The organism is Novosphingobium sp. B-7 (assembly GCF_000410615.1).
Lineage (GTDB): Bacteria > Pseudomonadota > Alphaproteobacteria > Sphingomonadales > Sphingomonadaceae > Novosphingobium > Novosphingobium capsulatum.
In genome coordinates, this window is the sequence record NZ_KE148334.1 from 1 (window position 1) to 14,358 (window position 14,358).

General features: G+C 64.5%; 14 protein-coding genes and 1 pseudogene. 3 read left to right on the plus strand and 12 right to left on the minus strand.

Annotated features, from left to right (window positions below; translation table 11 throughout):
• Positions 1 to 124 precede the first annotated feature (124 nt).
• From H926_RS0111305 to ccoN, 6 genes are read right to left on the minus strand one after another with little or no spacing between them, the layout of a single operon-like run.
• Positions 125 to 637, minus strand: coding sequence for a FixH family protein (locus H926_RS0111305; protein WP_022676395.1), 513 nt, complete (start codon positions 635 to 637; stop codon positions 125 to 127).
• A gap of 15 nt (positions 638 to 652) precedes the next feature.
• Positions 653 to 2,161, minus strand: a complete 1,509-nt coding sequence (gene ccoG, locus H926_RS26995) for a cytochrome c oxidase accessory protein CcoG (protein WP_022676396.1) — start codon at positions 2,159 to 2,161, stop codon at positions 653 to 655.
• An 8-nt stretch (positions 2,162 to 2,169) separates the two neighbouring features.
• A complete protein-coding gene (gene ccoP / locus H926_RS0111315; RefSeq protein ID WP_022676397.1) occupies positions 2,170 to 3,105 on the minus strand; it encodes a cytochrome-c oxidase, cbb3-type subunit III in 936 nt (311 codons plus the stop codon).
• Positions 3,098 to 3,259 (minus strand): CcoQ/FixQ family Cbb3-type cytochrome c oxidase assembly chaperone, encoded by a 162-nt coding sequence (locus H926_RS0111320; RefSeq protein WP_022676398.1) that lies wholly within the window; start codon positions 3,257 to 3,259, stop codon positions 3,098 to 3,100. Before H926_RS0111320 ends, ccoP begins: the two co-directional genes overlap by 8 nt.
• Positions 3,256 to 4,002: a cytochrome-c oxidase, cbb3-type subunit II gene (gene ccoO, locus H926_RS0111325; RefSeq protein ID WP_022676399.1), complete on the minus strand. Its 747-nt coding sequence runs from the start codon at positions 4,000 to 4,002 to the stop codon at positions 3,256 to 3,258. The genes H926_RS0111320 and ccoO overlap by 4 nt, the downstream gene beginning before the upstream one ends.
• Before the next feature lie 28 nt (positions 4,003 to 4,030).
• Positions 4,031 to 5,683, minus strand: coding sequence for a cytochrome-c oxidase, cbb3-type subunit I (ccoN, locus tag H926_RS0111330; protein ID WP_022676400.1), 1,653 nt, complete (start codon positions 5,681 to 5,683; stop codon positions 4,031 to 4,033).
• Positions 5,684 to 5,942: 259 nt separating this feature from the next.
• Between ccoN and H926_RS0111335 the strand changes: the two genes are divergently transcribed.
• Entirely contained in the window at positions 5,943 to 6,635 is a 693-nt protein-coding gene (locus H926_RS0111335) for an OmpW family protein (protein ID WP_022676401.1), read from the plus strand.
• Between the two features lie 267 nt (positions 6,636 to 6,902).
• Positions 6,903 to 7,691 (plus strand): PPC domain-containing protein, encoded by a 789-nt coding sequence (locus tag H926_RS30820; protein WP_082209120.1) that lies wholly within the window; start codon positions 6,903 to 6,905, stop codon positions 7,689 to 7,691.
• Positions 7,692 to 7,792: 101 nt separating this feature from the next.
• Here H926_RS30820 and H926_RS0111345 read toward each other — a convergent pair whose 3' ends face one another.
• The 6 genes from H926_RS0111345 to H926_RS0111370 form a co-directional block, all read right to left on the minus strand.
• Complete coding sequence (locus tag H926_RS0111345; protein WP_022676403.1) at positions 7,793 to 8,491, minus strand: Crp/Fnr family transcriptional regulator; 699 nt, start codon at positions 8,489 to 8,491, stop codon at positions 7,793 to 7,795.
• A gap of 285 nt (positions 8,492 to 8,776) precedes the next feature.
• Positions 8,777 to 9,268: a flavin reductase family protein gene (locus H926_RS0111350; protein WP_022676404.1), complete on the minus strand. Its 492-nt coding sequence runs from the start codon at positions 9,266 to 9,268 to the stop codon at positions 8,777 to 8,779.
• Positions 9,269 to 9,306: 38 nt separating this feature from the next.
• Entirely contained in the window at positions 9,307 to 10,041 is a 735-nt protein-coding gene (locus H926_RS0111355; RefSeq protein WP_022676405.1) for a 3'(2'),5'-bisphosphate nucleotidase CysQ, read from the minus strand.
• A 23-nt stretch (positions 10,042 to 10,064) separates the two neighbouring features.
• Entirely contained in the window at positions 10,065 to 11,984 is a 1,920-nt protein-coding gene (gene cysN, locus H926_RS0111360) for a sulfate adenylyltransferase subunit CysN (protein WP_022676406.1), read from the minus strand.
• Positions 11,984 to 12,901 carry a sulfate adenylyltransferase subunit CysD gene (gene cysD / locus H926_RS0111365; protein WP_022676407.1) on the minus strand — a complete coding sequence of 306 codons (918 nt, stop codon included), beginning with the start codon at positions 12,899 to 12,901 and terminating at the stop codon, positions 11,984 to 11,986. Before cysD ends, cysN begins: the two co-directional genes overlap by 1 nt.
• Before the next feature lie 167 nt (positions 12,902 to 13,068).
• The gene (locus H926_RS0111370) at positions 13,069 to 13,995 is read right to left on the minus strand and encodes a CmcJ/NvfI family oxidoreductase (RefSeq protein WP_022676408.1); all 927 of its coding nucleotides are present in this window, start codon (positions 13,993 to 13,995) and stop codon (positions 13,069 to 13,071) included.
• An 83-nt stretch (positions 13,996 to 14,078) separates the two neighbouring features.
• On the opposite strand from H926_RS0111370, the pseudogene H926_RS33245 reads away from it, so the two are divergent.
• Positions 14,079 to 14,358: pseudogene (locus H926_RS33245) on the plus strand (hypothetical protein); the annotation flags it as partial.

Genomic DNA, 14,358 nt, shown 5'->3' on the forward strand with positions numbered 1-14,358 from the left:
GCAGCCAGCGCCCGCTCCACCTTGCCCATGCAGCCGCCGCAATGCATGCCCGGCACCGACAGCGCGGTGTGCAGCGGTGCCGGTGCCGCCGTATCGGCCGGCGCCAGGGTCTGGGCCGCGCGGGTCATCCCACGTCGCCCATCATGCGCCATGTGGCGCCATGCCGCACGACCTTGAGCTTGATGCGCCAGCGCCCGCCAGGCAGCGCGGCGCGATAATGGCCCGGCGCCGTTTCATTCAGGCTGAGCGCCAGGTCATCACGCAGGCCCAGCGGATGTTCGGCCAGCGCGGTCACCGCCGCCCCGGCAATCGCATGGCCCTGCGCATCGTTCAGCACTACGGCGAGCGCGCCAGTATCGTCGCGCGCGATGCTGCCGGCAAAGCCCAGTGCCTTTTCGCTGCGTGCCTCGCCCAGCCAGCGGTTGAAGTTCTGGCTGGCGACATAGGAATTTTCCACCACCACCCCGCCGAACGTTGACAGGGCAAGCCGCGCCATGACGACGTTGACGATGATCACCACGCCAAAGAACGTGATCAGGATCGCGGCCATATGGCGGCCAGTAAACGGGCGGGCAGTAAACGGGCGGGCCACGCGCGTGGCGGGCATGGCATCCTGCGGAAGACGATGCTGGGTCATCGGCTGTGCTCCTTGCTAGTCGGTGTCGCCGGGGGCGGAAAATTCGGTCTTCACGGCATCCTGCGCCGGCTGTTCGCCGGGCCGGGCCTGGGCAGTCAGGCGGAAGGTGAAATGCCGCTCTTGCGCGGCACCGCTGGGCACCACGGCATAGATGCGCAGGCGCTGCGTGGTATCGGCCGGCACGGTGAAGCCCAGCGCGGGCCGCGCCGCGGCTGCGTCCATCTCGTCGCTATAGATCGCGCCTTGCGGCAAGCCATCGAGCGACAGCACGACCTGGCGCGGCCGGTCTTCCATGTTGCGCAGCTTGACGGTGAAGCCATTGCGCACCGAACCGTTGGAAAGCTGGACGAATTCAGGGTTGCGATCGCGCGCGACGGACAGGTCGAGCCGGGTGCGCTGGCCCAGCATGAACAGCAGCGCCAGACCGATGCCACCCCACAGGCCGAGATAGACCAGCGTGCGCGGGCGGAAGATCGCGCGGATCAACGGCTTGGCTGCCCCGCCTTGCCGTTCGTGTTCGGCATCATCGAGCGTGCAATAGTCAATGAGACCGCGCGCGCGGCCGACCTGGCCCATGACCCGGTCGCAGGCATCGATGCACAGGCCGCAGGTGATGCAGCCGATCTGCGCGCCTTCGCGAATGTCGATCCCGGTGGGGCACACCGCCACGCACTGCTTGCAGTCGATGCAGTCGCCCACTGCGCCAGGCAGGCGCTTGGCCTGCTTGAGCGACCCGCGCGGCTCACCACGCCAATCCTTGTAGGTAACGATCAGCGACTTTTCGTCGAGCATGGCCGACTGGATGCGCGGCCAGGGGCACATATAGACGCACACCTGCTCGCGCATGAAGCCGCCCAGCCAGAACGTGGTGAACGTGAGCACGGCGACGCAGCCATAGGCGACGCCCGGCGCCGTGCCGGTCCAGAATTCGCGCTGGAGCGTGGGCGCGTCGGCGAAATAGAAAATCCACGCCCCGCCGGTGGCAAAGCTCAGGCCCAAGAATATGGCCCACTTGGCCACACGCTTGGTCACCTTGCGCGCCGTCCACGGGGCGCGGTCCAGCGCCAGTTGCGCGTTGCGATCGCCATCGATCAGGCGGTCGACATGCTGGAACAGATCGGTCCACACCGTCTGCGGGCAGGCATAGCCGCACCACGCCCGGCCCACGGCCGATGTGACCAGGAACAGGCCGATGCCCGCCATGATCAGCAGTCCGGCCACGAAATAGAACTCGTGCGGCCAGATTTCGATGCCGAACATATAGAACCGGCGATGCGCCAGGTCGATCAGCACCGCCTGGTGGGGCGCCCAGGGCCCGCGATCCCAGCGCAGCCACGGCGTGCCCCAATAGACTGCCAGGCAAAACGCCATGACGGCCCATTTGAAGCGCCGGAACCGCCCATCGATCTTGCTCGGGCAAACAGGTTCGCGCCGGGCATAGAGCGATGGTTCGTGGGGTGCCCCACCCCCGCCTTGCGGCGCGGGGGTGGAGGCTACCAGCTTGAGCTTGGGATCAGCGGGCATGGTCTGGGTTACCTTGCTTGGGCAACGGCGGCCGTTGCCGGCGCCTCAGGCGCTGCAGGTGGCGCAGGTGGAAGGGCTTCCCCGCCCCCGCGCGAGTGGACATAGGCGGCCAGCATCTTGATGGTGACCGGGTCCAGCCGCTGCCCCCAGGCCGGCATCACGCCCTGGCGGGCATAGGTGACGGTCTGCGTCAGCGTGGCGCGATCGCCACCATAGAGCCAGATCTTGTCATTGAGGCGCGGCGCGCCCACCGTGCGGTTACCCTCGCCATTGGCGCCGTGGCACACGCTGCAGTTGTCGGCAAAGATCTGGGCACCGCGCGTGGACGAAGCATTGGGCTTGTCCTGCCCGCTGATCACGCGCACGTGGCTGACCACGTCCTGCACCTGGGCGGCGGTCAGGATGCCATCCTTGCCAAATGCGGGCATCTGGCTCACGCGGGTCTGCTCGTCACCGGGATAGCGGATGCCGTGTTCCAGCGTCTGGTGGATCGTGGCGATATCGCCGCCCCACAGCCAGTCGTCATCGTTGAGGTTGGGATAGCCCTTGGAGCCGGCCGCGCCCGCGCCATGGCACTGCACGCAGTTCTGCTTGAACGCGGCAGCCCCGCCCTCGATCGCGGCGCGCAGCAGTTGCGGATTGTCCGCCAGCTTTTCCACCGGCGTCGCCGCAATCGCCGCGCGGGTCTGGGCCCGGGCGGCGTCGGCCGCCTTCAGGTCCTTGTCCAGCGCGCCACGGCTGGTCCAGCCCAGCGTGCCCGCGGTTGCCGCATGGCGGCCGGGGATAGCCGGATAGACCACCACATAGCCGATCGCGAAAACGATCGTGGCGTAAAACGTCCACAGCCACCAGCGCGGCAAGGGCGTGTTGAGTTCTTCGATGCCGTCCCATTCGTGTCCGACGGTTTCAACGCCGGTGGGCTCGTCGATGCGCTTGTCAGCCATCGTGATCCTCCGTGAAGATCGAGTTGGCCGCTTCCCTGCCGGAGGACTTGCCCCCGCGGCGGAACGGCCAGATGCACAGGGCCAGGAAAATCGCGCCCATCACCACCAGCGCCCAGCTGTCGGCAAAATGGCGCAGCGCGTCATACGTGCTCATCGCCCCTTCTCCTTTGCCAGGTCTTCCTGGGCAGCAGGCGCATTCACATCCACCAACGTGCCCAGCATCTGGAGATAGGCGACCAGCGCATCCATCTCCGTCAGCTTGGTGGGATCGCCATCGAAGTCGCGCACCTGGGCCTTGGGCCAGCGCTTCTTGAACTCGGTGGCGTTTTCCGGGTCGGCCTGGGCCTTGAGATCGTCGTTGGCCTTGGCGATCTGGTCCTTCGTATAGGGAACGCCGGTGGTGTAGAGCGTTTGCAGCTCTGCCGTCATGTCGCCCTGGTTGAGCGGGCGCCCGGCCAGGAACTGATAGGTCGGCATGATCGATTCCGGCACGACCGAGCGCGGGTCTTTCAGATGCTGGACATGCCATTCATCCGAATACTTGCCGCCCACGCGGGCCAGGTCCGGCCCGGTGCGCTTCGATCCCCACTGGAACGGGTGATCGTACATCGATTCCGCCGCCAGGCTGTAATGGCCATAGCGTTCGGTCTCGTCGCGGAACGGGCGGATCATCTGGCTATGGCAGACATAGCAGCCCTCGCGCACGTAGATGTCGCGGCCGGCCTGCTCCAGCGGGGTGTAGGGGCGCATCCCCTCCACCTTCTCGATGGTGTTGTCGATCCAGAACAGCGGGGCGATTTCCACGATCCCGCCGATCGTCACCGCGGCAAAGGCAAGGACTGCCAGCAGGGTGACATTGCGCTCCAGCGTCTTGTGACGCTCAACAATGCTGGACATTGTTCGAGTTTCCTTATCTCGCGGGCGGTCAGGCCGGCTGGGCCACGATGGGGCGATCCTTGGCGGGATCGAATGCGGCATCATGCATGGGTGCTTCGGTGCGATACTGGCCCAGGATCGTCTTGGTGATGTTGATCACCATGATCACCCCGCCGCTCAGGTAGAGCAGGCCACCAAAGGCACGCAGGGCATACATCGGGTGCAGCGCGGCCACGGTTTCGGCAAAGCTGTTCACCAGATAGCCGTCAGGCCCATATTCGCGCCACATCAGCCCTTGGGTGATCCCCGCCACCCACATCGAGGCGGCATAGAACACGATACCCAGCGTGGCGCACCAGAAGTGCCAGTTGACCATGCGCAGCGAATAGAGCCGCTCGCGGTTCCACAGGCGCGGCACGAGGTAATAGAGCGCGCCGAATGTCACCATACCGTTCCAGCCGAGTGCGCCGGAATGCACGTGGCCGATGGTCCAGTCGGTATAGTGCGAGAGCGAGTTGACGCTCTTCACGCTCATCATCGGGCCTTCGAACGTGCTCATGCCGTAAAAAGCCAGGCTCATCACCAGCATGCGCATGATCGGGTCGGTGCGGATCTTGTCCCAAGCGCCATTGAGCGTCATCAGGCCGTTGATCATGCCGCCCCAGCTCGGCATCCACAGCATGACCGAGAAGACCATGCCCAGCGTCTGCGCCCAATCGGGCAGCGCGGTATAGTGCAGGTGGTGCGGGCCAGCCCAGATATAGAGGAAGATCAGCGCCCAGAAGTGGATGATCGACAGCCGATAGGAATAGACCGGGCGTTCGGCCTGCTTGGGCACGAAGTAATACATCATGCCCAGGAAACCGGCGGTCAGGAAGAAGCCCACGGCGTTGTGGCCATACCACCATTCCACCAGCGCGCCCTGCACTCCGGCAAAGATCGGGTAGGACCGCGATCCGAACAGACTGATCGGGATGTTGAGGTTGTTGACGATGTGCAGCATCGCCACGGTCAGGATGAACGAGAGGTAGAACCAGTTGGCCACATAGATGTGCGGCTCGCTACGCTTCACGATCGTGCCGACGAACACCGCCAGATAGGCCACCCAAACGATGGTCAGCCACAGGTCGGTGTACCATTCCGGTTCAGCATATTCCTTGCCCTGCGTGATCCCCAGCAGGTAGCCGGTCGCCGCAATGACGATGAACAGCTGGTATCCCCAGAACACAAAACGGGCGAGGCCGGGGAAGGCCAGCCTCGCCCGGCAGGTGCGCTGCACGACGTAGAACGACGTGGCGATCAGCGCATTGCCTCCGAAAGCGAAAATGACCGCCGAGGTATGCAGCGGGCGCAGGCGGCCGAAGTTGATCCATTCCAGCCCGAAGTTGAGCTGGGGCCAGGTCAGCTCCAGCGCGATCCACAGGCCGGCGGTAAATCCGGCAATCCCCCAGAAAACCGTGGCGATAACGCCCCAGCGAATCACATCGTCGTCATAGCGGCCCTGATCGGGCATGCGCAGGATACCGCGCACTGCATTGTCGACGCTCTTGCCGCTGATGGTAACCCACAGCGCGATGGCGGCGGCGATCCCGAAGATCGCCATATGAATCGCAAAACCCTGGTCAACTGCCAGAGCACAGGCAACCACCGCCAGGACAAGCGCGCCAAACCATAGGCCGGCGCGCAACAGAACCTGTTCCATGGACCCTTCCCTTCCATGCCTAACTACAGATTGTGCCCCTGCGCCGATTGCCGGTCTTTCACATTGATACGAGTCAAATAACCTGTGCGGTGAACGAATTGTTGGGAACTTACGCTTTTTTGCGTTGCGTCAATGTAGCGAATCGCGTCGCCCGCCATTGACGGTGCCACGCCAGAGGGAACGGAGCCTGCGAGGGGCAGGCCGCCTGCAGTGGCGCAGCCTGCAGCGGTGCATGCTGCATCTGACTAGGAAACGCGTGATGAAAAAGGTTCTTGGCAAAGCTCTTGGTGCCGCCGCCCTGGCGCTGGCGTTCGCTTCTCCCGCGCTGGCGGCCGACGAGGCACCGGCCGGCAAGTGGCAGGTCAAGGTGCTGGCCACCTCGGTTCTGGCCGATGGCAAGATCACGGCGGTGCGCAAGGATCTGATCGGTCTGCCCGCCGGCGCGCAGACCGATGCCAGCAACAACAGCTTCACCCCCACGCTGGCGATCGAATACTTCGCCCTGCCCAACGTCTCGGTCGAAACGATCTGCTGCTTTACCGCGCACCATGTCACCGGGGCGGGCTCGCTCGCCGGAGCCGCGCTGGTCGATCACGCGCTGATCCTGCCCGCCACCCTGACGGCCAAGTATCACCTCACCCTGCCCGGCGGCATCAAGCCCTATGTCGGCGCCGGTGGGGCCTGGTTCTTCTATATCGACGAACGCGCCGGCGCGACCGCCCAGGCACTGGGTGCCACGCGGGTAAAGCTCGATAACGATGCTGGTGTCGTGGTCCAGGGTGGCATCGATATTCCGATCACCAAGACCGGTCTTGGCCTTACGCTCGATGCCAAGAAGTACTGGATCAGCACCACCGCGCACTTCTACACCGCCAATGGCACCGAAGCGCTGACCACGCGCCACCGCATGGACCCGTGGGTGCTCAGCGCCGGCGTCGCCTACCGCTTCTAAGCCCTTGCACCGACAGCCCTGCATATCCGTCGTATGCAGGGCCAGCGGGCGGGTCGATCCAGGGTCTGGGATCCCCTGGTATCGGCCCGCCCGTTTTCATGTGCGCCAGCCACGTCCGTGGGTGCGCCGCAGCCTTGACAGACGACCGTCTCCGTCACAAAAAATTTCAAATAAATAGAATATGCTAAATCAGGCGGGTGGTCCGGCTGCCGGCGCCTCTGGCCCAATGCAACGGCCCGCCCCCATCGCAAGCAGGAGACGACATACATGGCTGCCAAGGCTAAACGGAAAATCCTCATCGCCCTCGGGCTCATGCTGGCCGGTGAGAGCGGTGGCGTGGAACAGGCTTTGGCGCAGCGCGCACAGGCGATTACCTATGCCGGCAAGCTCGATCGCCGCAATCCCCGCGATGGCGAAATCTATGCCAGCTATCCGATCCAGCTGACTGCGGGCAAACGCTACGAAATCGGCGTGGATTCCGAGGCGTTCGATCCGGCCATGACGCTGACCGATCCCGATGCCGAGGTGATCGCCGACGATGATGACGGCGGCGAAGGCAACAACGCGCTGCTCGATTTTTCCCCGACGCGCAGCGGCACCTATCGCGTCCGCGTCAAGGCCGTGGACGGCGCCAAGCCCGGCGCGGACTACAAGCTGACCTTGCGCGAGGTGCGCCCCCTGCCCGCCCCGATCAAGGCAAAGCCGCAAAGCACCACAGCGCTGCGCCTGGAAACCTATGGCGGCACGCTGGAAGCGTCTGATGGCGAAATCCGCGGCAAGTACGAGGACGAGTTCATCTTCCACGTCAACAGCGGCCAGACCATGCTGTTCTTCCTGAAGAGCGACGCGATCGACCCGGTGCTGCAGATCTTCGATGCGCAAGGCAAGACGACCGACCAGCCGATCACCCAGGATGATGACAGCGGCGGCGGCAAGAACGCGTTCATTGCATTCACGCCGGATACGGAAGGCGATTATATCGTCCGCGTGACCAGCGCGAACAATGGCGAGACCGGCGCCTATGCGCTGCGCGCTGCGGCCATGCCGGAAAGCTGATCGGCCATGCAAATCACGGGCATGTGGTGGCCGGATCGGCGCAAGGCGCTGTCCGGTTCACCACATCGCCTGCTGATCGTGTGATCGGCGCGGCGGCTGGATCAGCCGGCGAGCGCCACCAGCGAGGCGCGATTGAGAATTTCCACGTCGCGGCGCGCCGGCAGGTCGATCACGCCCTCGTTCTTGAGCTTGGTGAACTGGCGGCTGACGGTCTCGATCGTCAGGCCCAGCACGTCGGCCACCTGCTGGCGCGAGAACGGCAGGGTAAAGCGCTTGGCCGGGCCGCGCGTGATCGGGGTGCAGCCGGTTTCGGCCAGGCGATCCGACATTTCCAGCAGGAACGTCGCGATCTTTTCCGGCGCCGTCTTGCGGCCCAGCAGCATCATCCACGACCGCGTGCGATCAAGCTCGGCCAGGGTGCGTTCCAGCAGCTTGTGCTCCAACTCGGGATGGCTGCGGGCAAAGCGATCGAAATCATTGCGCGAGAACACGCAGACCCGCGCATCGGTCAGCGCCACGACACTGGCCTTGCTCGTCTGACCAAACGGGCGCCCGATGAAGTCGGACGGATAGGCCACACCCACGATCTGCTCGCGACCATCCTCGGTGCTCGTCGTCAGCTTGAGCACGCCATCGATCACATTGGCGACCAGCAGCGAATCGTCGTCTTCCCAGATCAACGGCTCCCCAGCAGACACGCTGCGGCGGCGCCCAATGGCATTGAGCGCGACAATCTCCTGATTGTCGAGTCCGGCACAGATGGCCCGGTTGCGGACGACGCAGGTTTCGCAAGAAGACATGGCCGTGCAATTACCATCTTGCGCGCGCCAAGACAATGACAAGACACGGCCTTATTAGACCAAAGTGTGATAAGGCCACCCCAACGAAAAGGGGGGCGGCAAGCAAGGCATGCCGCCCGAGTTGGGGAGAAATCACGCGAAACGAACAGGCTGTCCGGGTTGGAAAGACCTGTTCCCTTCGGCGATTTCCGGTCTAGGCCGATCGCGTGGGGTCCGCTTTGATCCGCGTCAACCACGCCACAATTAGCGCGGAAATGGCGCAAATTGGTGGCCATGCGCGGGCAATCACACCCCCTGGGCGATCTCTACCGCATCGTGATACTGGCCACGGAAAAACAGCAGCGGCGTTCCCCCGGCCCGCGCATCCAGCGCCTCAACCGCGCCGACCACCAGCCAGTGATCGCCGATATCGTCCACCCGCTCGATGCGGCAGTCGATCCAGGCGAGCGCATTGTCGAGCAGCGGCTGCCCGGACGGCGTGTGGCCATGGGCCAGTTCGGCAAACTTGTCGTCGGCGCGGGCGGCAAAGCGGCGGCACAGGTCCAGCTGGTCGGCGCCCAGCACATTGACGCAAAACCGTCCGGTGGCGGCAATCCGCGGCCAGGAACTCGATCGCTTGTCAGGGAAAAAGCCCACCAGCGGCGGATCAAGCGAAATCGACGTGAACGAACCGACCACCAGGCCCGTGCGCACGCCCGCCTCGTCGACCGAGGTGATCACGCAAACGCCGGTGGGGTAAGCGCCCAGAACGGTGCGGAAATGCTTGGGATCGATCATGGGGTCCTCGCCTGGGTCAAAGTTATCGCTGCGCTGCGTCAATCGCCGATCCGGGCAACTTCCTCAAGCACCCTGTCGGCCCATTCAGGCCGACAGATCAAAACATCGGGCAGCCAGGTATCGGCGTTGTTGTAGACCAGCGGCGCGCCGTCGATGCGCGAGACATGCAGGCCAGCGCCGCCCGCCACGGCCACGGGCGCGCAGTTGTCCCATTCATACTGACCGCCCGAATGCAGATAGATTTCCGCCTGGCCGCGCACCACGGCCATGGCTTTGGCCCCGGCGCTGCCCATCGGCAGCAGTTCGCCGCCAATCGCGCGGGCCACTTCCACCGCTTCATGCGCGGGGCGCGACCGGCTGACCAGCAGCCGCGGCACGGCGGCCATGGCGGGCATCACGCCCACCCCGCCGCTGTCGAGCACGAGGTCCTCTCCCGGCAACGCCACCGCGCCCAGCACGGCCTTGCCATCGATCGCCAGGCCCACGTGCACCGCCCAATCGGCGCGGCCTTCGCCATATTCGCGCGTGCCGTCCAGCGGATCGATGATCCACACACGGCTTTTGCCAAGCCGTGCCGGCGTGTCGGCCGTTTCCTCGCTCAGCACGCCATCGTCGGGACGGTGCTGCGCGATCTGCGCCATGAGAAAGGCATTGGCCCGCGCATCGCCTTCACAGCCCAGCGCCTTGCCCTCGTGCGTGCCGGCGGCGCGCAAATCCATGAGGATGCGCCCCGCCTCAGCGGCCAGATGCCGCGCCAGCGCCAGATCGTCCATTCGCCTTCCCCCCTGCGATCCGGTCAGATCACCGGCATCCACGCGCCGATCACCCGCTCCACGATCCGCTCGGCGGCGTCTTCGGGGCTTTCGCGCGTGGTGTCCACCCGGATTTCGGGATTTTCGGGCCGTTCATAAGGGCTGTCGATCCCGGTGAAGTTCTTGAGCTGTCCGCTGCGCGCCTTTTTATACAGGCCCTTCACGTCACGCTTTTCCGCCTCTTCCAGGGGGGTGTCGATGAACACCTCGACGAACTCACCCGCCGGCAGCAGGCTGCGCACCAGTTCGCGCTCGGCGCGGAACGGGCTGATGAACGCGGTCAGCACGATCAGGCCGGCATCGGTCATCAGCTTGGCCACTTCGCCCACGCGGCGGATGTTCTCGATGCGGTCGGCGTCGGTAAAGCCCAGGTCCTTGTTCAGGCCATGGCGGACATTGTCGCCATCGAGCAGGAACGTGTGCTTGCCCAGGGCATGCAGCTTCTTTTCCACCAGGTTGGCAATGGTCGATTTGCCCGAGCCGGACAGCCCAGTAAACCACAGCACCGCCGGTTCCTGCATCTTGAGCGCGGCATGCGCCTTGCGCGTCACGTCCAGCGCCTGCCAGTGCACGTTCTGGGCGCGGCGCAGGCTGAAATTGAGCATGCCGGCGCCGACCGTGGCGTTGGTGATCTTGTCGATCAGGATAAACCCGCCCAGCGTGCGGCTTTGCGCATAGGGTTCGAACACCAGCGCCTTGTCGGTCACCACCTCGGCAACGCCGATCGCGTTGAGTTCCAGCGTCTTGGCCGCCAGGCGCTCCATGGTGTTGACATTGACGACATATTCGGGCGCCCGCACCGTGGCCGAAACGGTCTGTGTCCCCAGCTTGAGCCAATAGGCACGGCCGGGCGTCAAGGCTTCATCAGCCATCCACACCAGCGTCGCTTCGAACTGGTCGGCCGCCTCGGGCGGATTGTCGGCGAGCGCGATCACGTCTCCACGCGAGCAGTCGATTTCATCGGCCAGCGTCAGGGTTACGGCTTGGCCGGCCTGCGCCTGGTCCAGATCGCCTTCCAGCGTGACGATCCGCGTCACGGTGCTGGTCTTGCCCGAAGGCAACACGCGCACGCTATCGCCTGGTTTGACGCTGCCGCTGGAAATCAGGCCGGAAAAGCCCCGGAAATCCAGGTTCGGGCGGTTGACCCATTGCACCGGCATGCGGAACGGGCGGGCCAGATCGTCGGCCCCGCGCACCGGAACGGTTTCCAGGTGGGCAATCAGCGAAGGCCCGGTGTACCACGGCGTATTGGCCGAAGGCGCCGTCACGTTGTCGCCGGCAAAGCCCGAGATCGGCAGCGCGGTGAACGCCTCGATGCCGATGCTGCTGGCAAAGGCGCGATACTCGGCCACGATCTCGTCAAACCGGGCCTGGCTGTAATCGACCAGGTCCATCTTGTTGACCGCCAGCACGATGTTGCGGATGCCCAGGAGATGGCAGAGGTAGGAATGGCGCCGGGTCTGCACCAGCACGCCCTTGCGCGCATCGATCAGGATCACCGCGAGGTCGGCGGTAGAGGCGCCGGTCACCATGTTGCGGGTGTATTGTTCGTGCCCGGGGCAATCGGCGACGATGAACTTGCGCTTTTCGGTGTTGAAGAAGCGATAGGCCACGTCGATCGTGATGCCCTGCTCCCGCTCTGCCGCAAGCCCATCGACCAGCAGCGCGAAATCGATCGCCTGGCCTTGAGTGCCCACCTTCTTGCTGTCGTTTTCCAGCGCCGCCAGCTGATCTTCAAAGATCATCTTGGAATCATAGAGCAGCCGCCCGATCAGCGTGGACTTGCCATCGTCCACCGACCCGCAGGTGATGAAGCGCAGCATGGTCTTGTGCTGATGGGTATCGAGATAGGCGTCGATATCCTGCGCGATCAGGGCATCGGTGACGTAAACCGGATCGGTCATCAGAAATACCCCTGCTGCTTCTTCACTTCCATGCCGGCGCCGCCAGCATCCTTGTCGATCACGCGGCCCTGGCGCTCGCTGGTGGTGGTCAGCAGGGTTTCCTGGATCACTTCGGGCAACGTCGCCGCGCTGCTTTCCACCGCGCCGGTCAGCGGGAAACAGCCCAGCGTGCGGAAGCGGATGGACCGCTCGACGATCTCGGGCCGATAGCCCAGCACCTTTTCCAGGCGCGGGATATCATCGGCCATGAACAGCTGCCCGTCCCACTCATAGGTCGGGCGCACCGCGGCAAAATAGAGCGGCACGATCGGCACGTCGTTCAAGTGAATGTATTGCCAGATGTCCAGCTCGGTCCAGTTGCTGATCGGAAAGACGCGGATGCTCTCGCCCTTGTTTTTGCGGGCGTTATAGAGATTCCACAGCTCGGGCCGCTGGTTCTTGGGGTCCCAGCCATGGCTGGCGGTGCGGAACGAAAAGATGCGCTCCTTGGCGCGGCTCTTTTCCTCATCGCGCCGGGCGCCGCCAAACGCCGCGTCAAAGCCATAGAGGTCCAGCGCCTGCTTGAGGCCCTCGGTCTTCCACATATCGGTGTGGAGCGCGCCGTGATCGAACGGATTGATGCCGCGCGCCTGCGCTTCCGGGTTCTGATAGACCAGCAGGTCCATCCCGCTTTCGCGCGCCATGCGATCGCGCAAGGCATACATGTCCTGGAATTTCCAGGTGGTGTCCACATGCAGCAGCGGAAACGGCGGCGGCGCGGGATAGAACGCCTTGCGCGCCAGGTGCAGCATCACCGCGCTATCCTTGCCCACCGAATAGAGCATGACCGGCGCCTGCGCCTCGGCCACGACTTCGCGCATGATGTGGATCGCCTCGGCTTCAAGGCGCTGGAGATGGGTGAGCGATGGGCTGGTCATGGCGCCGCCTTTGGCACAGGCCGCGCCTGGAATGACAGGGCGAATTGGTTAAGCGCCCCCAAGCCAAACTTTGGTCACAAACGCGTTGCACTGGATCGCAAACCTTCCCTCCCGCCTGCGGGAGGGGCCGGGGTGAGGGAATGTTGGCACACACCCCCAGCCAAACGTCAGTCAAAATAGGCGATGCAACGCACCTCGATACTGCTGCGAACGCGCGGATCGGGCAGGCTGGTATCGTGGAAGGCAGTGTGCGGGCAGCGCCAGGTCACGCTCTCGTCGCTGTCGTTGAACTTGAACAGCAGCACGTCATCGGCCGCCATATTGGCAAAATACCACCAGCGATGCGCGGGCGAATAGCGGAAGATGGTCGCCGCGATCATGTTTTCCTCTCCCGCCACCGGCGCGGTCAGCGCGTCGCCTTCGGGAAATTCATCTACCACGAACAGGGTATTAGATGCGGTTTCCGCCTCACCCACGCTGCGCCCGTCGCACACCGCCAGCGGCCAATCCTGCGGCCCTGGGGAAAACGTGCGCCACAGCGAAAAGCAGATCGCGCGGGAATAGCCGCCCTGATCGGCAAAGCGCTGGTCGTGCATGCGCCGGGCCGCGCGCCGCGCCGTGGGCCGATTGTAGTCCACGTGCGCTTCGCCCGCAGGCGGCTGGATGCCGCCATTGTGCTGATAATTGGCAACCTTTTCCCGCGCGCGGGCAGAAAGATCGGCCGAGGTGCGGATCATCCAGCCTTGCGCGGCCACGCGATTGGCCCCGCACAACTGCGCTACCAGGGCTTCCACCTCTGCCAGGTACAGCGCGTCAACCATCGCGGCATCGTGAAAGTCATTCACCGCCGAACGGTGCTGGCCCAGCATGAAACCATGGGTATCGAGCGCGAAGTGATCGCGCAGCGGCATGCCATCGCGCACCACCACGGCGTGATCGGTGTAAGTGCCAGTGTTGATCTCGGCCCCCTGGCTGACATAGCGGCGGGTGACGAAATCCCCCTCCCCCAGATAGCGGATCATCGCCGGCGCCTGGCGCGCCGTTTCCTCGATCGGGTCGAACACATCGGGGCGGGCATGCAACGCGGCATCCATGGCAGATCCTCTCGCACCGCAGGGCGATCTGGCGCACCCTACTTGTTCGTCAACCTAACAATTGTTAGCGAGTGAGTCCAGCCATGCCGCACCCCAAGGTTGCGCGCGGCAATCGCCACCCTACCTTGGCTGGCATGACCCTGCCCTTCCCTGGCCGCGCGGCCGACAGCGCCCGCCTTGCCGATATCACCCGCATTCTTGCCCGCCACGGGCTCGGCTGGCTGGCGGCACGCTTCATGCCTGGCAGCGGCGCGGCAGAGACGCCCGACGGCGATCCCGCCACCACGCCGCGCCGGGTGCGCCTGGCGCTGGAAGAACTGGGCCCGGCCTGGATCAAGCTGGGGCAAATCCTGGCGACGCGCG